The organism is Pseudomonas sp. TH07, assembly GCF_016651285.1.
Lineage (GTDB): Bacteria > Pseudomonadota > Gammaproteobacteria > Pseudomonadales > Pseudomonadaceae > Aquipseudomonas.
Genome location: NZ_JAEKED010000001.1, coordinates 5126034 through 5149954, shown reverse-complemented (window position 1 = coordinate 5149954; position 23921 = coordinate 5126034). Strand labels below are relative to the sequence as shown.

The 23921-nt window shown below is 62.2% G+C and carries 21 protein-coding genes; 7 read left to right on the top strand and 14 right to left on the bottom strand.

The features are described 5' to 3' along the window. Window positions 1–2 precede the first annotated feature (2 nt). The 6 genes from JFU57_RS23495 to JFU57_RS23470 all read right to left on the bottom strand — a co-directional run bounded on the left by JFU57_RS23495 (window position 3) and on the right by JFU57_RS23470 (window position 8030). Window positions 3–1337 carry an HlyD family type I secretion periplasmic adaptor subunit gene (locus tag JFU57_RS23495; RefSeq protein ID WP_201130934.1) on the bottom strand — a complete coding sequence of 445 codons (1335 nt, stop codon included), beginning with the start codon at window positions 1335–1337 and terminating at the stop codon, window positions 3–5. Beyond that, on the bottom strand, window positions 1334–3112 hold the full coding sequence (locus tag JFU57_RS23490) for a type I secretion system permease/ATPase (RefSeq protein ID WP_201130933.1): 1779 nt from the start codon (window positions 3110–3112) through the stop codon (window positions 1334–1336). Before JFU57_RS23490 ends, JFU57_RS23495 begins: the two co-directional genes overlap by 4 nt. Window positions 3113–3330: 218 nt before the next feature. Further along, a complete protein-coding gene (locus tag JFU57_RS23485; protein WP_201130932.1) occupies window positions 3331–3717 on the bottom strand; it encodes an AprI/Inh family metalloprotease inhibitor in 387 nt (128 codons plus the stop codon). 93 nt (window positions 3718–3810) lie between these two features. Further along, a complete protein-coding gene (locus JFU57_RS23480; protein WP_201130931.1) occupies window positions 3811–5259 on the bottom strand; it encodes a serralysin family metalloprotease in 1449 nt (482 codons plus the stop codon). 296 nt (window positions 5260–5555) lie between these two features. After that, window positions 5556–6656, bottom strand: a complete 1101-nt coding sequence (locus JFU57_RS23475; protein ID WP_078473430.1) for a DmpA family aminopeptidase — start codon at window positions 6654–6656, stop codon at window positions 5556–5558. A 9-nt stretch (window positions 6657–6665) separates the two neighbouring features. Further along, window positions 6666–8030, bottom strand: coding sequence for an APC family permease (locus JFU57_RS23470; protein ID WP_078473431.1), 1365 nt, complete (start codon window positions 8028–8030; stop codon window positions 6666–6668). A gap of 214 nt (window positions 8031–8244) precedes the next feature. Between JFU57_RS23470 and JFU57_RS23465 the strand changes: the two genes are divergently transcribed. Next, window positions 8245–9048, top strand: coding sequence for a helix-turn-helix transcriptional regulator (locus tag JFU57_RS23465; protein ID WP_201130930.1), 804 nt, complete (start codon window positions 8245–8247; stop codon window positions 9046–9048). Between the two features lie 63 nt (window positions 9049–9111). Here the strand turns inward: JFU57_RS23465 and feaR are convergent, their stop codons facing one another. From feaR to JFU57_RS23445, 4 genes are all read right to left on the bottom strand, one after another. After that, window positions 9112–10050, bottom strand: a complete 939-nt coding sequence (gene feaR / locus JFU57_RS23460; RefSeq protein WP_078473433.1) for a transcriptional regulator FeaR — start codon at window positions 10048–10050, stop codon at window positions 9112–9114. A gap of 149 nt (window positions 10051–10199) precedes the next feature. After that, window positions 10200–10787 carry a DUF3156 family protein gene (locus tag JFU57_RS23455; protein ID WP_201130929.1) on the bottom strand — a complete coding sequence of 196 codons (588 nt, stop codon included), beginning with the start codon at window positions 10785–10787 and terminating at the stop codon, window positions 10200–10202. After that, the gene (locus JFU57_RS23450; RefSeq protein WP_201130928.1) at window positions 10753–12270 is read right to left on the bottom strand and encodes an APC family permease; all 1518 of its coding nucleotides are present in this window, start codon (window positions 12268–12270) and stop codon (window positions 10753–10755) included. The genes JFU57_RS23455 and JFU57_RS23450 overlap by 35 nt, the downstream gene beginning before the upstream one ends. 190 nt (window positions 12271–12460) lie before the next feature. Next, on the bottom strand, window positions 12461–13948 hold the full coding sequence (locus tag JFU57_RS23445; RefSeq protein ID WP_078473436.1) for an aldehyde dehydrogenase family protein: 1488 nt from the start codon (window positions 13946–13948) through the stop codon (window positions 12461–12463). 271 nt (window positions 13949–14219) lie between these two features. Between JFU57_RS23445 and JFU57_RS23440 the strand changes: the two genes are divergently transcribed. From JFU57_RS23440 to JFU57_RS23420, 5 genes are all read left to right on the top strand, one after another. Further along, complete coding sequence (locus JFU57_RS23440; RefSeq protein ID WP_201130927.1) at window positions 14220–15554, top strand: aminotransferase class III-fold pyridoxal phosphate-dependent enzyme; 1335 nt, start codon at window positions 14220–14222, stop codon at window positions 15552–15554. An 86-nt stretch (window positions 15555–15640) separates the two neighbouring features. Beyond that, window positions 15641–16315: a helix-turn-helix transcriptional regulator gene (locus JFU57_RS23435; RefSeq protein WP_078473438.1), complete on the top strand. Its 675-nt coding sequence runs from the start codon at window positions 15641–15643 to the stop codon at window positions 16313–16315. Window positions 16316–16395: 80 nt separating this feature from the next. Then, window positions 16396–17217, top strand: coding sequence for a molybdenum cofactor biosynthesis F family protein (locus tag JFU57_RS23430; protein ID WP_078473439.1), 822 nt, complete (start codon window positions 16396–16398; stop codon window positions 17215–17217). Between the two features lie 26 nt (window positions 17218–17243). Further along, window positions 17244–18641 carry an aspartate aminotransferase family protein gene (locus JFU57_RS23425; RefSeq protein WP_201130926.1) on the top strand — a complete coding sequence of 466 codons (1398 nt, stop codon included), beginning with the start codon at window positions 17244–17246 and terminating at the stop codon, window positions 18639–18641. Beyond that, a complete protein-coding gene (locus JFU57_RS23420; protein ID WP_201130925.1) occupies window positions 18638–19402 on the top strand; it encodes an SDR family oxidoreductase in 765 nt (254 codons plus the stop codon). Before JFU57_RS23425 ends, JFU57_RS23420 begins: the two co-directional genes overlap by 4 nt. Before the next feature lie 165 nt (window positions 19403–19567). Here the strand turns inward: JFU57_RS23420 and JFU57_RS23415 are convergent, their stop codons facing one another. The 4 genes from JFU57_RS23415 to JFU57_RS23400 form a co-directional block, all read right to left on the bottom strand. Beyond that, window positions 19568–20653, bottom strand: coding sequence for a polyamine ABC transporter substrate-binding protein (locus JFU57_RS23415; protein ID WP_201132180.1), 1086 nt, complete (start codon window positions 20651–20653; stop codon window positions 19568–19570). Between the two features lie 73 nt (window positions 20654–20726). Further along, window positions 20727–21068, bottom strand: coding sequence for a cupin domain-containing protein (locus tag JFU57_RS23410; protein WP_078473442.1), 342 nt, complete (start codon window positions 21066–21068; stop codon window positions 20727–20729). A 30-nt stretch (window positions 21069–21098) separates the two neighbouring features. Beyond that, window positions 21099–22505 carry an NAD(P)/FAD-dependent oxidoreductase gene (locus JFU57_RS23405; protein ID WP_201130924.1) on the bottom strand — a complete coding sequence of 469 codons (1407 nt, stop codon included), beginning with the start codon at window positions 22503–22505 and terminating at the stop codon, window positions 21099–21101. Window positions 22506–22556: 51 nt separating this feature from the next. After that, window positions 22557–23372, bottom strand: a complete 816-nt coding sequence (locus JFU57_RS23400; protein ID WP_201130923.1) for a helix-turn-helix domain-containing protein — start codon at window positions 23370–23372, stop codon at window positions 22557–22559. A gap of 276 nt (window positions 23373–23648) precedes the next feature. On the opposite strand from JFU57_RS23400, the gene JFU57_RS23395 reads away from it, so the two are divergent. After that, window positions 23649–23918: a DUF1652 domain-containing protein gene (locus tag JFU57_RS23395; protein ID WP_078473444.1), complete on the top strand. Its 270-nt coding sequence runs from the start codon at window positions 23649–23651 to the stop codon at window positions 23916–23918. Window positions 23919–23921: the final 3 nt, after the last annotated feature.

Below are 23921 nucleotides of genomic sequence, written 5' to 3'. Positions count from 1 at the left end.
CCTTATTCTTCGGTCAACGCGGAACCTGCCCGGTCGAGCAGTGGCTTGAACAGGTAATTGAGCAGCGAACGCTCGCCGGTGCGCACGAACATCTCGGCCGGCATGCCGGGTTTGATCACCAGGCCATTGAGCGCTTCCAGCGCCTGTTCGCTGACGCTGCTGCGCAGCACGTAATAGGGCACGCCGGTTTTCTCATCGAGCATCTGGTCGGCGGAAATCAGGCTGACCTCCCCCGGCACCCGGGGCGTGCGGCTCTGGTTGAAGGCGGTGAACAGGATATCCACCGGCAAATGGCTGCCGACCTTGTCCACCAGGTTCACCGGCAAGCGCCCTTCCACCTCCAGCCGCGTGCCCTGGGGCACGATCTCCAGCAGGGTTTCGCCGGCACGCACCACCGCGCCTTCTGTGTGCACCCCGAGGTTGACGGCGATGCCAGCGGACGGGGCGACAATTTCGCTGTGCTGCAGGTCAAACCCGGCCGAGGCCAGTTGCTGCTCCAGGGTCAGGCTCTTGAGCTGGGCATCGGCCAACTGGCTGCGCACCTCCTTCTGGTACTCCTCGGCGTGCTGCTGCAACTTGAGCCGCGACTCGCGGATACCCTGCTCCACGCGTCCGCTTTCGCCGCTGTTCTGTGCCAGTTCCTGCTGCACTTGCGACAGTTGGCGCTGGTACTCCAGCAAGCGATTGCGCGGGATATAGCCGTTGTCGGCCAGGGGTTGCAGGTTGCCCAATTGCTGGCGCAGGGAGTCGGCCTGGTTGTTCAGGTCGTTGCGGGCGCGGCGCATGCCGGCCAGTTGCGCACTGGCGCCTTCGATATTGGCGCCGATGGCCGCCTGCTCGCGGGAGAATGCCTCGCGCCGACTGCTGAACAATTGCCGTTGGCCTTCCAGCACCAGGCCCAGGCGCGGGTCGGCATCGCTGCTCAACTGCGGCGGGAAGTCGACCTGCTTGAGGTTGTCGCGCTCGCTCTGCCAGCGCGCCACGCTGGCCCAGGCCATGCGGTACTGAGCCTGGAGCGACTGCACATCGGCGCCGATCTGGGTCTGATCCAGGCGAAACAACGGCTGGCCCTGGCGCACCGCCTCCCCCTCGCGCACCAGAATCCGGCTGACCACCCCGCCGCTCATCGATTGCACCGCCTTGCGTTTGCCCGACACCACCACCGTGCCCTGCACCGGGATCCCCTGGTCCAGCGGTGCCAGGGCCGCCCAGGCAAAAAAGCTGCCGGCGCCGAACAGCGCCAGGGCCCAGCCCAGCCGTGCAAAAAACCGCGCGTCGCGCTCCGGGCGCGGTGCTGTGTAAGTGCTGTCATTGATCATCTGCTGGTCCTGGCTCATGGGCCGTTACTCCGGTTCGGCGCCTGGTATTGCCGGCTCATGCTCAAGCCGGCCGGGGTCGCGGCCGGTGCGGGATTGGGCGTGCGGGCCGCTTCCTGGGCACCGGCCAGGGCCTTGAGCACTTCCTGGCTCGGGCCAAAGGCCTGCAAGCGCCCTTCGTTGAGCACCAGCAACTTGTCGGCCTGGGCCAGGGCCGAGGAACGATGGGTCACCAGCACCACGCTGGTGCCCTGGGCCTTCATCTGGGCGATGGCGGCGGCCAGGGCGCTTTCGCCCACGGTGTCGAGGTTGGAGTTGGGCTCGTCGAGCACCACCAGGCTCGGCTTGCCATACAGCGCCCGGGCCAGGGCCACCCGTTGCTTCTGGCCACCGGACAAGCCGCTGCCCTCATCCCCCAGCAGCGTGTCGTAGCCCTGGGGCAGGCGCAGGATCATCTCGTGCACCCCGGCCTGCTGCGCCGCTGCCACCACTTGCTGCGGGTCGGCCTCGCGAAAGCGCGCGATGTTGTCGGCGATGCTGCCGCTGAACAGCTCGATGTCCTGGGGCAAGTAGCCGATATAGGGGCCCAGTTGCTCCCGGTCCCAGCGATGGATATCGGCGCCATCCAGGCGCACCGTGCCCGCCAGCGTCGGCCACACCCCGACCAGCACCCGGGCCAGGGTCGACTTGCCGGAACCCGAGGCGCCGAGCACCCCCAGCACCTCGCCGGCCCCCAGGCTGAAGCTGACCTGTTGCAGGGTCGCCAGGCGTCGGCCCGGTGGCCCGGCGCTGACCTGCTCGAAGCTGACCTGGCCCTTGGGCGCCGGCAGCGCCATGGCGCTCTGGCGGCTGCCGAACTCCTGCAGCAGCGCGTCCAGGCGCTGATAGGCCAGCTTGGCGGTGCTCCACTGTTTCCACACCGCAATCAGTTGATCGATGGGGCTCAATACGCGCCCCATCAGGATCGAGCCGGCAATCATCATCCCCGCACTCATTTCCCCCTTGATCACCAGCAAGGCCCCCAGCCCCAGCACCAACGATTGCAGGCACAGACGCAAGGTCTTGCTCAGGGAACTGATGACCGCGCCGGTATCGCTGGCCTGGTTCTGCAACCCGAGAAACCGCGAGTGCACCTCGAACCAGCGTTTGCGCAGTGCCCCGAGCATGCCCATGGCCTGGATGGTTTCGGCGTTGTGCAAATGGCTGCTGGCCAGTTGCGTGGAGCGTTGGGAATAGCCGCTGGCCTGGCCCAGGGGTTGCCGGGTCATGGCTTCATTGAGGCACGCCAGACCGATCAGCAGCACGGCCCCGGCCGAAGCCAGTACACCCAGCCAGGTGTTGAACAGGAAAATCACCAGCAGGTAGATGGGAAACCAGGGGGCATCGAAGAAGGCGAACAGCGCCGGACCGGTGACGAACTGGCGAATCTGGGTCAAATCGCCCAGTGACTGACCGGCATGGCCTTCACCACGCGCCAGGTTGCGTTCGAACGCCGCCTGATAGACCTGCAGGTTGAATCGCCGCTCCAACTGGCTGCCGATGCGAATCACGATAAAGCTGCGCAGCACTTCAAGCAGGCCGATAAACGCAAAGAAGCCGACCACCATCAGGGTCAGCATCAGCAAGGTGGTCTGGTTCTGCGAGGTGAGAACCCGGTCATAAACCTGGAGCATGTAAATCGATGGCACCAGCATCAGTACATTGATCAACGCCGTGAAACACCCGACGCTGATCAAAATACCCTTGTAATCACCGAGCGCCTTGAATAAGGGTGCGGCTTGAGTGGTCTTCGCCATCTTGGTTGATCTTCCCTGAACTAATAACCTGAACCTTGCGGCGCAGGAAGACATGCATCGCCCGACGCAATACGGGCGCTGTTTATATATAAAGCGGGCATACAACAACAGGCTCTACTTGTAGACGAGTCAGTGTTGTCCTTATTTAGCAGTCAAGGGTCAATGACTGACAGCCTTGTATGACTTGCGCCATTGACGCGGGCTCTTTTGAACTAAGGCTAGTGCCCTGCGCGCTGCAGTACGATCACCAGTCCGGAACTCAAGGTGCTTTGATAAAGCCCCTCTTTCTGTCGACTCAGGAAGATGATCTTCGATCCTTCGGCGCCGGTGACGGCGATACCGTCGGGCTCGGGAAACCAGCCGATGGCGGCCGCACCCAGCCACTGGGTCAGGCAGTCGGCGCCCGCCCCCAGGGTGCCGTTGGGCAACAGTTCAAGGGAACATTGCTGCGCCGGTTGCGCCGGCTGTTGCAATTGCCACTTCCCGGCCAGTTCAGAGGGGTCGGCCAATCTCAGGCTGCTTGCCATGGTTACATCTCCAAAAAACATCATCAGCGTCGTGAACAGCCACGCGCGGGGCTTGCAGATCAAGGCTTTGCGGGTCATCGGGGGCTCCATTCGCGGGCTAGCCTCGCTCAGGCGCCCGGCCATTGCAACAACAGAGGGCGACGCTTTCGCGCCTCCCTCCTTGCTGCTCAATTACGCAACGATATCGCTGAATGCCGCCTGGCCCACGGTGCTGACCAGGAAGTCCGCCACACCGTGCCCGGAGAAGTCCACCGACAGGGTGCTGACGCCCCCCGAGGTGCTGAGCACGGCGTCGCCGGCAGCACCGGTGAAAGCGTTGACGAAGTGCAGGCCAGCGCCTTTGGTGATGCCCGTCAGGTCAATTTTGTCCAGGCCGCTGACAAAATCCATGATCTGGTCGGCGGCACCCGGCCTTGAATCGGAACTGGCGGCAAACACGAAGGTGTCGGAACCGGCCCCACCCCAGAGTTTGTCCGCGCCACCGGCGCCGTAGAGGATGTCGTTGCCGGCACCGCCACGCAGCTCGTTGGCCCCGTTGTTACCGATCAGCAGGTCATTGCCCGAACCGCCGATGGCGTTTTCGACACTGACACCCTTGGCGATGGAGACGTTGCCCACCAGGCCGCCAACGTCGGAGAACGAGGCCTCATTGAGGTTGATCTTCTGGTTCTGGGTGAAACCGGAGAAGTCCAGGGTGTCGTTGCCGCCCCCGTCCCAGACCGAGAACACCAGCTTGTCCGACGCCGAAGTGGCGCTGAGAAAGTCACGCCCGGTGTTGGAGTTGAAGCCATAGGTGGTATCGCCCGCACGGGTGCTGGTGTTGGCGCCGTAGAGCTTCTGGATCGCGGCAATATCGTCCATCAGCGGACCGGACGAATAGGCTTCGACCCCGCCCTTGCTGAAGTTCTGGTTGGTATTGCTTTCACTCCAGTAGCTCATGACGCTGTAGCCACGGGTGTCTTGGCCATAGGTCGCGTCGCTGTAGGACGGGTTGCCGTTGCCCGCGTTGTAGTCGCCGGGGTGCGCCAGGCCCAGGGTGTGGCCGATTTCGTGAGTCAGGGTCTGACGGCCGTAGTTGTTCAGCTCCGGGTTCTTGTTCTGGGTGTAACTGCTGTTGGTCAGGTACCAGGAGGTGCCGTCATAGCCGGCGCCGGTCCCCGGCAGGTAGGCGAAGGCCGCCGCACCATCCTGGCCACCGCTGTAGTTGCCGAAGGTCATGTGACCATCGCCGCCGGAGGCTTTTTCAGTGAAGGTGACATTCGCCACATCCGACCAGGACTGCATGGCCAGCGCGGCCTGGGCCTTTTGCTGGGCGCTGAACTGGCTGAACCCGGAGATCCCGTGCTTGTACAGCGTGCTCGAGGACGCCGACGTCAGGAAGGTGTAGGTCAGCTCGATCTTGCCGCTGCCGTTGAGGTCCTGGTAGGCAGCGCCATCGCGCAGCAACTGGGTCGCGGCCTGATCGACCGTGTAGGAGGGTTTGCCATTGACCGTCAAGTTACCGCCACGGTCATACTGATGGCTGAAGCTATTGATCTGGTTATACGCCGAACTTGCAGCAGCCAATGGCAGCAGCGCTTGTTCAGCAGCAGTAATAGCGTTGTCTTGTACTTTCGACATGAACACTTCCTTGTAATCAATGGAGCAGTTTTTTTCGATAGCAACAATCCCTGGCGAGATCGTCCTATCACTCGCCCAATGCAGGCGCAAGAAAACTGACACAATTTTAAACAAGACGTCTAGTACTTTTTTGGCGTCAAACTTTGTTGTCCAGACAAACTCCCGCAAACAATGATCGGGCCGGTAAAAGATTATTTTTAAAAGCCAGCCCAACAACTAATTGTCCGACAATCGACAATTTAATAATTAAATAATCGACACTAAATAGAGCATCCATCGGCAACTTGAGAGTTGCATTAAGTTGCTTTCCAGCCGCTGCATTGCAATGCCTCCAGCAGGGTTTGCGCGTGCAGCGCCGGCACCAGGGTGCCACTGCGGGTGGTCATCGGCTCACCCGCCAGCAAGGCATTGATGATCGCCTCTTCCACCGCTTCCGCCGCTGCGCTGAACAAGGGTGAGATGTGATCGTTGTTGAGCATGGCCAGCGGCGTACTCAGGGGCAGGTCCTTGCGCCCGTAGTCGGCGGCAGGCAGGTCCTGGTTGCCGGTGGCGAAGGCCAGGAAGATATCGCCGCTGGAATCTTCGGTGCCGCCCCCGGTGCGCGCGATGCCGATCGACGCACGCTGCGCCAGGCGTTGGCACTGATGGGGCAGCAAGGGCGCATCGGTGGCCAGGATCACCACGATCGACCCCATGCCCGGGGTTCCGCCCTCGTCGAAAGGTGAAGCGATGCCCATCAAGTGGCGCCCCACCGGATAACCGTCGACCCGCAACTCCTGGCGCTTGCCATGGTTGGCCTGCACCAGTGCACCCACGGTAAAGCCACCCTGCTCCGCCGGCAGCCGCCGTGAAGCGGTGCCGATACCGCCCTTGAACTCATGGCAGATCATCCCGGTGCCACCGCCCACCGCGCCCTCTGCGACCGGCCCCGACTCGGCCAGGGCCATGGCCTCGCGCAGGTGTTGCGGGCCTATGTGCTGGCCCCAGATATCGTTGAGCAGGCCGTCGTAGGTTTCCATCACCACCGGCATGCACCAGTACACCGCCGGGTCCGCCAGGCTGTCGCGCTCGGCGGCAATCAGGGCATCGCGGACCACGCCGACGCTGTGGGTATTGGTGATCGCCAGCGGCGTCGCCAGCAGTCCGGCCTCGCGGATCCACTCAAGCCCAGTGGCGTCGCCGTTGCCATTGAGTACGTGGCAGCCGGCGAAACAGGGTTGTTGGCGAGCGTGGCCGGCCCGCGGCTGGATAAGGGTCACGCCACTGCGCACCTGCTTGCCGTCGACCTCGGTCTTGAGCGTGCTGTGACCGACCCGCACCCCCGGAACATCGGTGATCGCATTGAACGGGCCAGGTGTGCCCAGGCCCAGGCTGATCCCCAATTGACGTGCGCGCATAACCACTCCTTACAGTTTTTGAAAGGCCGGACTGAACCGACCGTTGGTGCCATACAGAATCACCGACAGTGCCAGCAGGCCGATGATCACCATGATGTCCCTGAGCGACGCTTCAAGGAACAGACTGACCAGCAAGTAGCCGGCGCCCAGTACTGCCAGCAACGCCGGCAGCGGCCACAGCGGCATGCGGTACGGATGCTCGCGATCGCGCAGCAGCACCCGGCTGAGCAAGGCGCACAGCGCCACGATCAGGTACACCAGCATGATCAGCAGCACGCTGAATGACGTCAGGTCCGCCAGGTTCGAGCTGAAACTGAGAATCGCCGAGGGCACCGCCAGGAACAGCGTGGCCATCCACGGCGAGTCCCAGCGCGGATGAATGCGGGTGAACAGGCGATTGATGCTCGGGGTCCAGAGCGCATCGCGACCACTGCTGAACACCACCCGGCCAATCTGGATCACGATGGCGACAATGGCGTTGAACACGGAAAGGAAGATTCCGGCACTGACCACCCGCGACAGGGTTTCATTGCCATGGCTGGTCAGCAGATAGCCAATCGGGTCGGGGCTGGCGAGCATTGCAGTGAGAGACGGCGCACCGATCAACAGCGCGGTGAGCGGCACCAGCTCAATGATCACCACCAGCACCAGGGACCACAGCACCGCCTTGTGCACGCCACGGCCCTGGCATTTCATGTCTTCGGCCAGCAGTACCGCCGGACCGTAACCATTGTAGGAAAACAGGCCAATGCCCACGGCACCGATCACCAGGGCCCAGGGCGCCATATGCAAGACGCCGTTTTCGACGATTTGCGGATGCACCAGGATGCTCAATGGTTGTGTGGCGTTACCGAAGCCCAGGCACACGATCACCAGCAACGCGGCAATCTCCAGCAACAGACAGGTCCCGGTGATCCAGGCATTGAGCTTGATATTGAGGATGCCCAACAAATAACTGCAGACCACAATGACCAGGGCGACGGTCTGGGAATCGTACTGGGTGCCCAGGGCATTGTTCAGGTAGGTGGCGGCACCGGTTGCCAGCACCGGCGGGATAAACAGCAACATCACCAGCACCGTGAGAAAGGTCGCGTAACCGGCCATGCCGCCGAACACCCGCTTGGCATAGACGTATTCACCGCCGGCGCTGTTGTGGGCGCGGCCCAGTTCGGCGTAGCAAAAGGCGAACATCAGGGCCAGTAACCCGGCCATCACGAAAGCCAGGAACACCCCGCTGCCGGCCTGGTGGATGGCAAAGGGCGCAATCACGAACACGGAACTGGCGGGGGTCACACCGGACACGGTAATGGCCACCACATCGAACACACTCAGGGTCGGTTTCAGTGCGCCATCGGGCGCAGCGGGAGAGCTCATATCGTTATCCTCGTGGTTATTTTTGGTCTGAGGCAGAAACGAAAATAAATCGGCTGGGTGCGTTCTGGGCCGCACTTGATGGACGCTACTCTAGAGCGCCCGGGTGGCCCGACCAATTCCCCTATTGGAGTACTCCCCCTTGACGCCGTGGCGCAAATGCCCGAAACCCTGCACCAACGCCCATCACCGCACCCCCTGAAGTGGAGCCACGTATTTGAGCACTCTGTTCCGCGAAGTCGGCATGCATGCCGCGCTGGGCCGTACCCTGACGCAGATCGGCACGCCTCGCTTCTGGAAGCAACTGATCCTGCTGCTGCACCAGGCCTCGCCGTTCGATAACGCCCTGGCGATTTTCTACCCCCGCGATAGCCTGCCCCAGGCCCTGGAGGAATACGACGCCGAGCCCACGAGCAAGCCCGCATCGATGCTCAGCTACCTCAATGGCTTGTACCTGCTGGACCCGTTTTTCCAGGCCTGTCGCGAGGGTTATCCCAGCGGCCTGTACCGCCTGGAGGAAGTCGCCCCCGATCACTTTCGCCAGAGCGAATACTTCCTCAACTACTTCCACGACAACGTGCTCGAAGACGAGCTGCAGTTGATCCTGCAGATCCCCGAGGGCGGCACCCTGTCGTTGTCCCTGGGCATGCAACGGCTGTTCAGCGCCGAAGAAGTCGGCCAATTGACCACGTTTGCGGCCTGGGTCCTGCCGCTGATGCAGCAGCACTGGCAGCAAAGCGCAGTGCGCGCCCTGCCCGCGCCCGCCGAGGAAATGGCCAGCCAGATCCGCGATGCGCTCAGTCATTTCGGTTGTGGAGTGTTGTCGGACCGGGAGCTGGAGATTGCGCGCCTGATCCTGCGCGGGTTTTCCTCAAAGGCCATGGCCGAGCGCCTTAAAATTTCCCCGGACACCATCAAGGTTCACCGGCGCCACCTGTACGCCAAGCTCGATATTTCCTCCCAGCCCGAGCTGTTTTCGCTGTTTATCCAATCCCTGGGGCATGACCTGGAAAACCCCTGAAGCCAGGGGTTTTCCGCAACAGCAGACACGGGCCAGAGGTCGACCTGGTGCCGGGAACCGCGCCTAGCCGTTCAATGAGTGGGCCCGGTAATCCCGTGGTGACTGGTCAAAGTGCTTTTTGAAGGTACGGCTGAAATGCGCCGAATCGGTAAAGCCCCACTTGAAGGCGATATCGGTGATCGACTCATTGCGCAGCCGCGGGTTGCTGAGGTCGGCAGCGCTGCGATTGAGCCGCGAACGCTGGATGAATCGGCAGACGCTGTCACCCTGCTCCTCAAACAGACGGTACAACTGACGCACGGAAATATTCATCTGATTAGCCAGGGACACCGGGCTCAGGTTGGGCTCGTTCAGCGACTGCCGGATCAATTGCTGTGCCTGGCTGCACAGGCTGCCCCCGTGCAGGCTGTCGTAACCGTCCAGGCTGTGGCTGCTGGCCTGGCGCAGCGTGGGGCCGAGCAAGGCGATCAAGGCTTCCTGCAACGCCTCGCCCTCCTGCTGAGCGGCGCAGCCTTGCAGCTCGCCGGCGCAGATTTGCTCCACCAGCATGCGCATCAGCCGGCCGCTGGCACAGTTCTGCGACAGCTTGCCAAACTTGCGCTGATGGGCCGGAAGGTGGCGGTACACCTCATCCCGGGACAGGTGGAACGAAGAGTGCTCAATCAGGCCGTGGGGCACGATTTCACAAGCGCCGGCCGAGTCCAGCAGCGCCATGTCTCCAGGCGCCAGCTCGATCGTCTCGCCGCCCTGGCGCAGCTGGGCATGGCCGCTGCGCTGCATGATCAGGAAGCAGTGGCGATCGTCGTCCTGATCGACACTGGTGCTCTTGCGCGAGATCAGCCCGGCATTGGTGCGGATCTGTGCGACTTCCAGGCCTGCGTAATCCAGCAGCCCGACCTCACCAATAAACAACGCCGAGTTCAGCGCCGGGCGTGCGTCAAAACGACCGCACACACCCTGCAGCGCGCCGACCCAGGAACCGAAACTATGCGAAGCAAGCATGTGCACCTCCAGAAGCCGGTTGAGACCGCCTTTGTTGTTATGGCGATATCATTAACATGTTATCTATTTGCCAGGCAAGGAACCTTGGCACCATGGATAGTTTGTTATGGCTTAAGCACGGCGTATGCCAGCAGAGACGGTTATGGTTGTCAGAACTCTCCTAGAAGGCTGTACAACCGGGTGAAGGTGGCCAGCAACGCGGCGCGCTGCTCGTGGGTCAGGCGGATGTAGCGACGAAACCCGGGCAGACGATTGACCACTTCACTGGCACCGAAGTGTTCCAGGCGTACCTGCCAGCCCTGCGCGTCGCGTTGCAGCTCCAGACGCTTGAAGTCCAGGGGCAGCAGCGCAGCGAGCAAGGGCGCATCGGCGTGCAAGCGCTCCAGCAGTGGTGCCATCGCCTGCGCAGAACCCTCCCTCAGCCGCGCAGCCACACCCTGGCGACGGATCGCCCCGGTGTGGCGCAGCACGATTTTCGTTGCCTCGGTCTGCTGACTGGGCACCCGCAGCACGAACTCGCACACCACGATGTGCATCAGCAACTGGGCCTGGGCCCGCTCCTGCACCTCAAACTCCAGGTCGCCCGTGCTGAATTGCACCCGAGTCGGGCTTGCGACCTCACATTCCAGACCTGCGAGATCACGCCGCAGTTGCCCCAGGGTAACGCCCGGGCGATAGCCGGAGGGCGGCCGGTCCCAGACATCAGAGAGGTTTTGCAGCCAGCTTGAACTGTTCATCAGGCATCGCTCCCGGCGCGTTGTGCACCTCTGATTGCAGGTTGAACGCTTTCTCCAGCACCTCTTCCACCGGCACCGGGCGGAATGGATTGACCTTTTGCACAAACACGGTCCAGACCAGGGCATAGACCGCCGTCAGGCCGAGCATGCTGCCAAATGGCACATAGATATCACGCGGATTCATGCCCGGCGGGGTGATAAACCACATGCCCAGCAGAATGCCCACCGAAGAGACGATCTGCGGCAGCGGGAACCACGGCGACTTGTAGGCCCGTGGCAAGTCCGGCCGACGAATGCGCAACACCACCACCGACAGCGTGACCAGCAGGTAAGCCGTACTCCAGGCGCAAACCGCCGCCAGTACCAGGTGCATGATGTTGTCGGTACTGCCACCCAGCCACCAGGCGTGCAGGCACGGAATCAAGACCGCCACGGCAATGCACAGCAACGGCGTCTTGAAGCGCGGATGCAGGTAGGTAAAGACTTTGGGCAAGGCGCCATCCAGGGCCATGCCGTAGAGAATCCGTGGCAGGCCGGCCATCAGGGTATTGATCGTCGCAGCACCGGCGAACAGCAGGCCGACACCCAACCAGATACGCCCGAAGGGTCCCATGATCTGCTCGGCGAACTGCGGGATGGCCATGGGCGTATCCAGCAAATGCACGCTGCCGTCTGCGGTAAGGGGGATATTGGCCACCTGGCGTTTCATCGCCGAACCGTAGATGAACATGCACGTGGCCACACCCACCAGGCCCAGGGCCATGGCTCGTGGAATGGTCTTGGCCGCCTTGCGCACATCCGGGGTCAGGGGCGTGACGAACTCGCAGCCGACGAACATGAACATCGCCATGCCCACCAGTGACAGGATCGTCGGCAGGTCGGTGCCGACCATGGACTCGCCAAACCAGCCATTGAGCTCCACTGCCGGTGCCTTGATCACTCCAACCACGCCAAAGATGATCAGGGTGGTCCACATGCCGAAGGTCAGGATCACCTCGGCGCGGCTGAACGCGGTGATGCCCACGGCATTCAGCAAGCCGAAGAAAATCACCAGCCCGACCCCGACCAGCCAGGCGCTGCCGCTTTGCTCGAGCATGGTGTTGAGTGACTCGAAGTTGACCAGGGCCATGATGCCGCTGAGGATGGTTTCCGCCGTGCCGGCAAACACATGCACGATCAGGTAGGCGGAAATCGTCCCGGTGATGGCAAAAAACCGTCCCAGGCCACAGGCCAGGTAGTCATACACCGAACCGTTGGTGGGTAGCAGGCACGCGGCTTCGGCGAAGGTGGTCGACTGGGCGAGCATCATCACCATGGCGATTACCATGGCCACGGCAAAGGCGCCGCCGCCCAGGCCGAAGCCGGTGGTGGCGGTGAGGATCACCGGGCTGGCCATGATCAGGCCGACCGCACTGGCCAGCGCCGTGGGGAAACCGACCACGCCCTGGTTCAGGTGTCGGGTGAGTTTGTCGTTGAATGACATGGTTCTGGACCTCGAAAGCATGCGTTAGTGATTGTTGTTTTAGGCATTTCAAGGGCGCACCCGAAGGTGCGCGAATTGCTTTGCTGTCTGACGCAGCTTGAACGGAACCTGCTCGACTACCCGAGCAGGCACTGTCGTGCAACAGGGCCATCGACGTCTCCATCGTCGAACTGACGAGGCCAGCAGCCAATCAGTAGGCGATGCATACCGACTTGTTCTCGGTATACGCCTCGATCGCCGCATGGCCCATCTCGCGACCGATGCCCGATTGCTTGTAACCGCCGAACGGCATCGACGGATCGAGCATATTGTGGGTATTTACCCAGACCGTACCGGCCTTGATTCGCGGAATCAGGGCCATGACCTTGGCCAGGTCGTTGGACCAGATGCTCGCCCCCAGCCCGTATTGATTGTCGTTGGCCAACTCGACCACTTCATCCAGGCTGTCGAACGGGGTGGCCACCACCACCGGACCGAAGATCTCCTCACGCACCACCTGCATATCGGCAGTGACATCGGTCAGCACTGTCGGGCGCACGTAGAAGCCCTGCTCGCCATGGGCAACGCCACCACAAACCACCCGCGCACCTTCGGCCACACCACGCTCGATCATGCCCAGCACGCGTTTTTGCTGTTTTGCCGAAATCAGCGGGTTGATCTGTGCCTGTTCATCCAGCCCCGGGCCAATGTTCAGCCCACCAGCGATGGTCGCCAGCCGCTCCAGCACCTGGTCGAAGATCGCGCGCTGGATATAGAGGCGCGACCCTGCGGTGCACACCTGGCCCTGATTGAAGAAGATGGCCCCTGCTGCGCCGGCGGCCGCCACCTCGGGAGAGCAATCATCGAGCACGATCACCGGGGATTTACCGCCCAGCTCCAGGGAAAAACGAGTCATGTTGTCGACTGCGGCATGCCCGATGACCTTGCCGATCTGGGTCGAGCCAGTGAACGCCACTTTGTCGATCCCCGGGTGCCCGGCCAACGCGGCACCGGCTACGGCGCCAGTACCGGTCACCACGTTCACCACGCCTTCAGGGATGCCTGCTTCCAGGCACAGCTGCCCCAGGCGCAAGGCCGTCAACGGTGTTTCGTCCGCCGGCTTGAGCACCACCGTGCAGCCACAGGCCAATGCCGGGACGATCTTCCAGATCGCCATCAGCAACGGGAAATTCCACGGCACGATGGCCCCCACCACCCCCACCGGCTCCGGCACCGTATAGGCGCGGTACTTGGCTCCGGGCACCGCGGCGATCGAAACGTCCAGGCTCTTGCCCTCGATCTTGGTCGCCCAGCCCGCCATATAACGGGTGAATTCCGCTGCGGCGCCGACTTCCAGGGCGCGGGCAAGGTGGATCGACTGGCCGTTGTTGAGGGTTTCGAGCTGGGCCAGGTGTTCGCCGTTGGCCTCTAGAAGGTCGGCCAGTTTCAGCAGCAGACGCTCACGGTCGGCCGGGCGTTGCGCTGCCCAACTGCCGCAGAAGGCCCGGCGCGCAGCGGCAACGGCGAGGTCGACATCCGCCGCGGCAGCCGCGGCCACCCGGGTCAGCTCCTCGCCGGTGGCGGGGTTGAAGACCGGCATCTGCGCACCGGATAGCGCTGGCTGGCTGTGACCGTCAATCAGCAGTCCATGCTGACTGTCTATAAATGCAGCGACACGTGGGTCGATGGCAACGCTCATCTGGAATCCTCGGAAATAGACCTAGTTCGAGACAGACTCTGAGCGCAAAGCCGAACGTCGTCTTGATCCTGGCTGCCGGGAAACTTGGCACTGGCTGCCAGCCCATCGATGCCCTGCACAATCCGTCACCAATGATCGCTGCGCGCGGCGTCATGCCTTGCATCAGTCTGGCAGTGACGATCAAGAACCCTGGCACACAGAGGCAAGCGCCAGGGGTATAAATGACGCACTAATAGACCCACGCTGTCCGTGCGTTATCAGGAGACTCAACGTGAGCGAACAAAGCCGCTTCTGGCACCCCATGCTGCACCCCAACGAAATGAAGCAACGCGAGCCGATTCGTATTGTCCGTGGCGATGGCTGCTATGTGTATGACGACAAGGGCCACCAACTGGTGGATGGCGTTGCCGGGTTGTGGAACGTCAACGTCGGCCACAACCGCAAGGAAGTGAAAGCGGCGATCACCGCGCAGCTGGATGAGCTGGAGTATTTCCAGTTGTTCGACGGCGTCAGCCACCCTCGTGCCGAAGAGCTGTCGCGAGTGGTGATGAACCTGCTGGAGCCCGAAGGGATGCGCCGCGTGGCGTTCAGCAGTGGCGGTTCGGACGCCATCGAAACCGCCCTGAAGCTGGCCCGCCAATACTGGAAACTCGAAGGCCAGGCCGATCGCACCAAGTTCATCTCCCTGCGCCAGGGCTACCACGGCACCCACTTTGGTGGCGCCTCGGTCAATGGCAACACCGTGTTCCGTCGCAACTACGAGCCGCTGCTGCCAGGCTGCTTCCATGTCGACACCCCATGGCTGTACCGCAACCCCTACAGCCAGGACCCGGAAGAACTCGGCAAGATCTGCGCCGACATTCTCGAACGTGAAATCCAGTTCCAGAGCCCCGACACCGTCGCGGCCTTTATCGCCGAGCCGATTCAGGGCGCCGGCGGCGTCATCGTGCCGCCCGCCAACTACTGGCCGCTGATCCGTGAGGTGTGTGACAAGTATGGCGTGCTGCTGATCGCCGACGAGGTGGTGACCGGTTTCGGCCGCAGCGGCTCGATGTTCGGCAGCCGCCTGTGGGGCGTAAAACCCGACATCATGTGTTTGGCCAAGGGCATCACCTCGGGCTACATCCCCCTGGGCGCCACCGTGGTCAACGAACGGGTCGAAGCGGCGTTCGAGAAGAACAGCAACTTCACCGGCGCCATCATGCATGGCTACACCTACTCCGGACACCCGGTGGCCTGTGCCGCGGCCCTGGCCTGCCTGGATATCGTGGTCAAGGATGATTTGCCGGCCAATGCCGCGAAAATGGGCGACTACATGCTCAAGCGCCTGCAGCCCTTTGCCGAACGCTTTGACAGTGTCGGCGAAGTACGCGGCAAGGGTCTGATGGTCGCCCTCGACCTGGTGGCCGATAAAACCACCCGCGAGCCAATCGACCCCATGAGTGGCTACGCCAACCAGGTGGCACAGATCGCCCGCGACAACGGCGTCATGGTGCGCCCGGTGGGGACCAAGATCATTCTCTCGCCACCTCTGGTGATACAGCAGGAGCAGATCGACGTGATCGTCAATGCCCTGGAACTGGGCCTGTCCCAGGCGCGCCGCTGACGCTACCCAGTGGTTGCTGCGCTCGATAAGGCCCCTTCGGGCCTTATCGACCCTTTGAGTGGTTGCCTCAATCCAAGGAGTCATCGATGAGCCAGTCACCCGCCCTGCCCGATGCCCTCGAACTCGGCCAGCGCTGTATCCGGGCATTTACCCAGGTCGTGCCGGCCACCCTCTGTGCGTTCTATCGCATTGACGAGCAACTGCAGGCCCAACACTTTTCGCTGCATCGCATGACCCCGCACATGCACGACGCTTACCTGCAACGCTACCGTCACTACGACCCGTTGCGGCCCCGCAACTGCGCCGCGGCAGGCCGCCCGGTGCTGTCGCTGCACATGGGCATGGCCCAACAGGGCCGTCACGAGACCGAGGTCTACCAGGGCTTTTTACAACGCAACGGGGTGTGCGATGTGGTGGAGATCCTGGCCAGCGACGGTCAGCGGCCGATTGCCGGCTTGTCGCTGCTGCGTGATGCCAGCCTCGGACGTTTCAGCCCTGATGAGCTGACAACCCTGCACGCCCTGCAGGGGCTGCTGGAAATCGCCGCCCAGGCGCCCTACTCCCAATCCGACCAACGCCTGGCCGCACTCACCCCGAGGGAGCAGGAAATCGCCTGGCTGCTGCGCGAAGGCGCCAGCAACAAAGTCATTGCCCAGCACCTGGGCTTGGGCCTGCCGACGGTCAAGACTCACCTGATCAACCTGTTTCGCAAAGCCGCTGTCGGCAACCGCACCGAGCTGGTCAAGGTGCTATTCCTCTAGAACTCAACCATCCGGTTGATGGGCGACGCGGGTCGACGGGATGACTATGGAGTCTTCCCTCAACCGACAAGACCCAGCCCATGACCACCCACACACAACCAGAATGGATCACCGTCGGCGCCCTGGCCGATGGCTTTGCCAGCGACAACCACATCCTTCCGGCACTCGATGACCTGAAGGGCCGTAGCCTCACGCTGCACTTCGCCAACGGCTGGCTGATCGAGCACCAATTCGGCGCCGAGACCCTGCACTGGCAAACCGCTGATAACGACGCCAGCGGCGATGCGCCCTATCGCGCCAGCTCAATCCGGCCGGGCATCTACCTGGTGGACTTTCTCAAGCTGGAAGACGGCCGGACCCACTCGGTCAGCCTGGTGCTGGACTTGATGCACAACCTATTCACCGCCGTGATCGGGCAAATGCCGACCCAGGCCGAAGCCGCAGTCGACCTGTTCAGCCGCGCGTTATCCGGCCGGGAGCTGACGGCGGTCAGCGCGCAGTTCCTGCATGGCAGCATCGACTTGCCCTTCACCCCCGATACCCCTCGACACGCGCCGACCCTGGAGCTGGTTGGCCTGCGCAACCAGTACATCTACAGCGCCACCGAAGCCTATGAACATGTGTACCTGAACTCGAACTTCTACAGCTGGCAGTGCCTGGAAGGCGTTGAACAGGGGCTGGCGGATACCGACCGCTGCCACTACTACAAGGTCGCCGATCAGCTCTACCTGTTTGTCTGGCGGGAAAAGATCGTCCCCACCCTGGGCCTGGTATTGATTGACCTGGCAGCCGGCAAGACCGACGGCAAGATCTTCGGCTACCAGGGCGACGACTTCAGCAGCGCCGCCAACTTCCCGGTGGGCGCCCTCGCCTACGTGCTCAATCGCACCGAATACCGTTAAGCCCCCTTTAAACTGGAGCGTTACCCATGACCCTCGGCCTTGATCTCGAACGTGTCGCCAGTTGCTACCAAACCGAGCTGCGACAATTCGCCGAACGCCATCCCCGTTCCGGCGAGTACTACCAGGAAAACCTCAAGCATTGGCTGTACGGCGCTCCCCTGCACTGGATGCAGCAATGGCCGGGGCTATATCCGATCCTGGTCGCCGATGCCCAGGGCGCGACCCTGACCGACTGCGACGGGCACACCTATGTCGACTTCGCCCTGGGCGATACCGGCGCCATGTTTGGTCACAGTCAGCCGGCGGTCGCCAAAGCCATTGGCCATCAGGCGCTCCACGGCTCGACCCTGATGCTGCCCACTGCCGATAGCCTGTGGGTCGGCCAGGAACTGGTGCGCCGCTTCGGCCTGCCTTACTGGCAGGTCACGACATCGGCCACAGACGCCAATCGCTTCGTCCTGCGCCTGTGCCGGATGATCACCGGTCGCGAAAAGGTACTGGTGTTCAACTGCAATTACCACGGCAGCGTCGACGAGTCCCAGGTGGAGTTCGACAGCGCCGGACAGATGATTACTCGCGAAGGGGTGCACGCCAACGGAATCAAACATGACACCACCACACGCCTGGTGGAATTCAATGACCTGGCCGCCCTCGAAGCCGCCCTGGCCCAGGGTGACGTGGCCGCGGTACTGACCGAACCCTTCATGACCAACGTCGGCATGGTGCCGCCGGCCCCTGGCTTTCACGATGGCCTGCGAGCACTGACACGACGCTTCGATGTGCCGCTGATCATCGATGAAACCCACACCATCTCCTGCGGCCCTGGCGGCTACAGCGTCGAACACGGCTTGCAGGCGGACTTCTTTGTGCTCGGCAAATGCATCGCTGGCGGTATTCCCGCTGCGGTATGGGGCTGCAGCCAGGCCATGGCCGAGCGGATCTGGCGGGTGCTGCCGCATTTCCAGCCGGGACAGGCGATCAACCATTTCGGCTTCGGTGGCACCCTGGCCGGCAACGCCCTGCAAATGGCCGCCATGCGCGCGACCTTTAGCGACGTGATGACCGAGGCCAACTATGCCCACATGATCACGCTGGCCGAGCGGCTGCGTGAGGGGGTCCAGCGCATCATCGACACCCATCGCCTGCCCTGGCATGTGACTCGCATCGGCGCGCGGGTCGAATACCTGTTTATGGACCACGCCCCGCGCAATGGCGGCGAAGCCCATCACGCGCGCCATGGGTTGATCGAGGCCTACCTGCACCTGTACCTGCTGAACCGTGGGGTGTTGCTGACGCCCTTCCACAACATGGCCCTGATGTGCCCGGCCACCACCGCGCAGGACGTCGACCTGCACAATCGCTTGCTGGACCAGTGCCTGAGCCAGGTCCTTGCCCAGCCCAACCTTCAGGGAGCTGTTTCATGAGCCAGGACCTGACAGGACGTATCGCCCTGGTCACCGGTGCCGGCCAGGGCATTGGCCGGGCGATTGCTCAGGTGTTTGCAGCACAGGGGGCCAAGGTCATGCTGGCGACCCGCTCCCGGGACAGCGGTGAACAAACCCTGCGCCTGATACGCGAGGCTGGGGGCCAGGCCGAGTTGCTGACGGTCGACCTCGGCAGTCGCAGCGCCGCCAATCGGGCGGTAGAGGCCACCCTTGAAACCTTTGGCGGACTGGACCTGCTGCTGCACAACGCCGGCGTGTTTCCGATGCAGAAGCTGATCGACCTGAGCGATGACACCCTGGAGCAGACCCTGGCGGTCAACCTCAAGAGCTGCTTCTGGCTGACCCAGGCCGCTTTGCCAACGCTGCGCCTCGCCCAGCACCCGCGCATCGTCATCACCTCCTCGGTCACCGGCCCACGCACGGCGATTCCCGGGCTGGCCCACTACGCCGCGTCCAAGGCCGGGGTCAACGGTTTTATCCGCAGCGCGGCGCTGGAACTGGCCGAATATGGAATCACGGTCAATGGGGTCGAGCCCGGCCTGATTGCCACCCAGGCCATGGCCAACCTCGGTGACTCTCCGGAGTTGGCCGAGCATATCCCGCTCAAGCGCCTGGGCAGCCCCGAGGACATTGCCTACGCCATGCTGTTTCTGGCGTCGCGCAACGCCGGCTATATCACTGGGCAAACCCTGGTTGTCGATGGTGGTGCGCTGTTGCCGGAAAATGCACAACTGAGCTGAGGCAGTCGCCGTCCGTGGTGCAAGCCCTGGAGTCGTTAGGGCGCTGCCGAGGGCCAGCGCAGCCTGCGGCAGCGGCTACAGAAGGTTGTAGCCGCTGCCGAGCCGCGCGTGGACGCCAGGATCCAAGGGCAGGTTCGGCACTCCTGCTCAACTCGCCCGCCGCCCTCAACTGCCGGTGCGGATCTTGTTCCACAGCCGGGTACGGATCCGGTCGATGTTCAGCGGCATGGCTTCCAGGGCAAACAGTTTGCCCATCATGTCCGGGCTCGGATAAACCTTGGTGTCGTTCTTGATTGCAGGGTCGATCAGGCTGTCTGCCTGCTGGTTACCGTTGGCGTAATGCACGTAGTTGCTGATAGCGGCCATGACGTCAGGGCGCAGCAGGTAGTTCATAAAGGCGTAACCCGCCTTCTCATCCGGAGCATCGGCCGGCATCGCCACCATGTCGAACCAGATGGCTGCGCCCTCCTTGGGAATCGAATAGCCGATTTCCACGCCATTCTTGGCTTCTTTGGCCCGGCTTTCGGCCTGCAGGATGTCGCCGGAGAATCCCACCGCCACGCAGATGTCACCGTTAGCCAGGTCGCTGGTGTATTTGGAGGAGTGGAAGTAGCTGATGTAAGGCCGAACTTTCATCAGCAGTTCCTCGGCTTTTTTGTAATCCGCCGGGTTCTGGCTGTGGTGCGGCAACCCAAGGTAGTTCAAGGCTGCGGGGAGCAACTCGGGACCGTTATCGAGGATCGCCACCCCGCACTTCTGCAACTTCTGCATGTTTTCGGGCTTGAAGATCAGGTCCCAGGAGTCCACCGGCGCATTGTCGCCCAGCACCGCCTTGACCTTCGCCATGTTGTAGCCGATGCCGGTGCTGCCCCACAGGTAAGGAAACCCATGCGCGTTGCCCGGGTCGTTGGTTTGCAGGGCCTTGAGCAGTACCGGGTTGAGGTTCTTCCAGTTCGGCAGCTGGTCCTTGTCGAGCTTTTTCAGGGCGCCACCCTGGATCTGCCGGGCCATGAAGTGGTTTGACGGAAACACCACGTCATACCCGGATGTGCCGGTCATCAACTTGCCGTCCAGGGTTTCGTTGCTGTCATAGACGTCGTAGCTGAAACCGACGGCGGTTTCCTTCTGGAAATTCTTCATCGTGTCCGGCGCGATGTAGTCCGACCAGTTGTAGATCTTCACCGTCTCGGCGGCCTGGCCGAGTGCAGCGACAAGCATCAGGGGAGCGAACAGCAGCGAAGCTGGGGTCATGCGGGTCATGGGGCGATTCCTGGGTATGGGCTATTTTTATTGGCAGGCAATCAAGGGATCAGGGATCAAAGGATCAGAAAATCAACACATAGCTCTTGCGCACGGTTTCCTGGATATCCCAGATTCCGGTGCTGTTGGCCGGCAACATCAGGGCATCGCCGGCTTCTATGGTCAGGGTTTCACCGTTGTCTGGAGTAAAGGTGCAGCGGCCTTGAATAAAGTGGCAGAACTCCTGGGCCACGATCTGCCGCCGCCAGCGCCCCGGTGTGCACTCCCAGATGCCGGTCTCGACCCCGTCGTTACGCTCGACGCAGGTCACCGACGTGACGGCGACCGGGCTACCCAGGGGCACGGCGACCGGGCTCGATTGATCGAGGACAGCCGTGGCGGTGTTCTTGAATTGAGTGATGCTCATGGTTCTACCTATGGGTTGGAAATCGCACAGTCAGTGCATGAAACCTTCCATGAAACCGGCCACGCGACTGGCCAACTTGCGCCGCCACGGTGGGCTGGCCGGGTTGGCCAGGGTCTGGTCTTCATGGACAAAACTGCGAATGATCGCGTTGTAGCCCAGCCAGCGACAGGGTTCAGGCTCCCAGGGGCGCAAGCCATCCACACGACCGTCGGCCATGACCCAGGGCTGGCGCACCAGCGGGCTGTCGCGTTCAAGAATCAGATCGGCCAGGGTGCGGCCGCCGAGGTTGCTGGCTCCAACCCCTTCGCCACCGTAGCCACCGGCCAGGGCAATGCCATGGCGCCGGTCGCAGAGCATATGGGGCTTGAAGTGGCGGGACATGCCCAGGTTGCCGCCCCAGGAGTGGGTGATGCGCACATTCTTCAGCTGTGGGAACAGCTCGCCGAACAGATACCGGCGCAACCCGACTTCGTTGTCGCTCAAGGTGAAGTCATGCCGCAGCTTGCCGGCAAAGCGGTATCCGCCACGGGCACCGAACACCAGGCGGTTATCCAGGGTGCGCTGGCCGTAGGTCACCTGACGGCTGCTTTCACTGAACGCTTGCCCGTGCTCCAGGCCGATCTCGTCCCACAGTGCCTGGGACAGCGGCTCGGTGGCCACCAACAGGCTCTGCACCGGCATCTGATAACGGCCCAGGGGCGGCAAGGTCACCGAATAGCCTTCTACCGCCGGTACCGTCCAACGGCTACGCACGTGGGCCTTGACCGTTTGCAGCCCGCCAGACTGCCAATGGGTGACCGGGCTGTTTTCGTAGATCTGCACGCCCATGCCTTCAACCACCAGCGCCAGGCCACGTACCAGTTTGGCGGGATGGATGGTCGCGCAATGAGGGGAATAGATAGCGCCGTAGGCATTGGCAATACGCACCTGCTGGCCCAGTTGCTCAGGGCTGAGCCAGTGGTAGTCGGCATCGGTAAGGCCCTGGGCATGCAGCTTGGCCAGGTATTGACGCAGGCTGGTTTCCTGTTCGGGATAGCGCGCCGCGCAGTACAACACCCCGCTCTTGCGGTAATCACAGTCGATGGCTTCACGTTCGATGACGTTTGCCACCTCATCCGGAATACTGTGGAGCAGATCAAAGGACGCCCGACGCTCTTCGCTCGACAACCCGGCCAGCAACCTGTCCTCCCCCAACAGATTGCCCATCAGCCAGCCACCATTGCGCCCTGAGGCACCGAAGCCGGCGGTCTGGGCCTCGACAATGGCGATGCGCAACTGCGGCGCCTGGCGCTTGAGGTAGTAAGCCGTCCACAGCCCGGTGTAACCGGCACCGATGATGGCTACGTCGACATCCAGATCCTGCTCAAGAGACGGCCGCGCCAGCAGCGGCTCGTCGAGCTGGTCCATCCACAAACTGATAGTGCGCCATGCTGGCATGCAACAACTCCGCAACCGAGTTTTCGATAGCGGCGATCCTAGTGGCTGGGGTCAGGCGTTGTCTTGCGCGCGTGCACGCAAAGAAATTTGCTTGGCGTAAGCCTTGGGCGACTGGCCGGTGTGCTGGCGAAAACAGCTGTAGAACGCCGACAGCGAATTGAAGCCGGCGGCAAAGGCCAACTCATCGACACGCAGCGGAGGCGTCGCCTGGTCCAACGCCAGCAGCAGGTGCTGCAAGCGCGCCTGGTTCACATAGCGGTAGAAGCTCTGGCCCAGCACTTGGTTGAGCAGGTAAGAAATCTGATTGCGGCTGTAACCGCACTCCTTCGCCACCCGTTGCAAATCCAGCTCAGGATCCAGATACGGCTGTTGCCGCTCGAAATACTGCTGCAAGTCCTCGGCCATGAAGCTCAGTTGGCGCGGCGACAATCCCAGGCGGCTCGCAGCTGGGCGCATGCTGTGGCGCGCTTTGTCGGGCAGGGTCTCGTGCACCAAAGAGGCGTATTCATTGACGCGCCAGATCAGACCGTCACGCACGGTAATCGCCTCGCTGGCGCGAAATGACACCAGGCCGCGGCCGCCACGCAACGTGACCTGGTACTGGATAAACGCGGTATTGCCATCCACCCGGATGCGATCGCTGTGCTCCAGGACTTCGTCCGCGTCGCGGGGCATGCTGCTGGCCACGTACTCACGCAATTGATCCAGGCCCAGGGTGCGGTTCTGGAAAAAGTCGTTGTATTGAATCTCGGGATGGTAAAGCGCCATCACGCCATCCAGATCCCGGTGCTTCCAGCACAGGTGATAGCGCATCACAGTTTCGGCGGTGGCCTGGGTTTGCTGCGGGCCGTCATCAAAGGCGGACATAGGGCACTCGTCAAAATAAAAACCGAGCTTGCCGAAGTTGGCAGGCGGCTTCAATGGGCAATCCCGGTCGCGCGAATACTGGCATTGTGCCCAAAAATCGCGAGGACATGACCTGCATCAAAATTCTGCAAGGCAATCGCCAAACGGCCTGAAAAAAAACCGCGGACTGTCACAAGCGGGTGCTATTTTTACAAGCTCCACAGGAAGGACCATCGACGGTCCCTCCTTACCTACCGCGAGCAAAAGGAAGCGCTCAATGATCCAGGTGGGCATCTCATGAATAGAGTTTCCGTCAGCAAGGTCACCTTTCCCAACGCATGTCAGTTGATGCGCTGGCATTTTCACCCCATGGGTTTCGAGGCCAGCATGGATGCGCCCGGCAGCATGATCGCCCGGCTCTTCGATCGCGTCAGTGGCGAAACCATGATCGCCATAGCCGGCATCCCCTGCGCCACCGTGATGAACGCCACCGACGTCGAGCGAATAATCGAGGCGGTGGAAGATGAACTTGAGTCCTTCACGCCGCCTTTGGCACTCAAGGCCTGACTA